The organism is Staphylococcus sp. HMSC65H10 (genome assembly GCF_001839185.1).
GTDB classification, from domain to species: domain Bacteria; phylum Bacillota; class Bacilli; order Staphylococcales; family Staphylococcaceae; genus Staphylococcus; species Staphylococcus simulans.
This window is the reverse complement of sequence record NZ_KV840293.1, coordinates 1-823: the sequence shown is the minus strand read 5'-3', so window position 1 is coordinate 823 and position 823 is coordinate 1. Positions and strand designations below refer to the sequence as shown.

1 protein-coding gene is annotated in these 823 nt (G+C 31.0%); it reads left to right on the top strand.

What is annotated here, in order from left to right; genetic code table 11:
* Positions 1 to 158 precede the first annotated feature (158 nt).
* Positions 159 to 823, top strand: a 665-nt coding sequence (locus HMPREF3270_RS00050; protein ID WP_141763106.1) for a transposase, incomplete at its 3' end; no start/stop codon positions are given.

Genomic DNA, 823 nt, shown 5'->3' with positions numbered 1-823 from the left:
GGGGCTGGGACATAAATACAGTCCAAAATAAAATCCGAGGAGAATCTTAAGTGATTTTCCTCGGATTTTTATGTAAAATATTTATATAACTTAAAAAGATAAAGCCCCCCAAGTTATAATTAGAGATTCACCACAAACCCAATCATAGGAGGAACTTTATGTATAAAAATTATAACATGTCTCAACTTTCACTGCCACTAATAACTGATTTTACTTTCACAGAAAATGATACTGCAAATATCGTTAATGAGATTGTAGAAAGAATGCCTGAAAATGCTTTTGCTGAATATCAAAATCACAGAGGTGCATCGTCTTACAATCCTCGTATGATGTTGAAAATCATCTTATACGCCTATAGTAATTCAATATTTTCCGGACGGAAAATAGAATTTGCATTAACAGATAGTATTAGATTTATGTGGTTAGCACAAGAACAAAACCCTAGCTATAAAACGATTAATCGTTTTCGTTCTAATCCTCGAACAAATGCTTTGATTAAAGAATGCTATGTAGTATTCAGAACCTTTTTAGTAGAAAATCATTATATAGAAGAGAATGCAATTTACATCGATGGTACTAAAATTGAAGCTGATGCAAATAAGTATACGTTTGTTTGGAGAAAGAATACAGAACGTTATAGTCAATCTAATATGAAGAAATCAAAAGAAATATACGAAGAGCTATTAGTAAAAGAAATTTTGCCAAATTTAAAAGAAGAATCATCTGAAGACATACAGACACATGAACTAGAGGCAATCGAAGATTGCTTAAGTCATAAAATTGAGGAACTAACTGATAAAATTGATTCTAACGATGATACGAA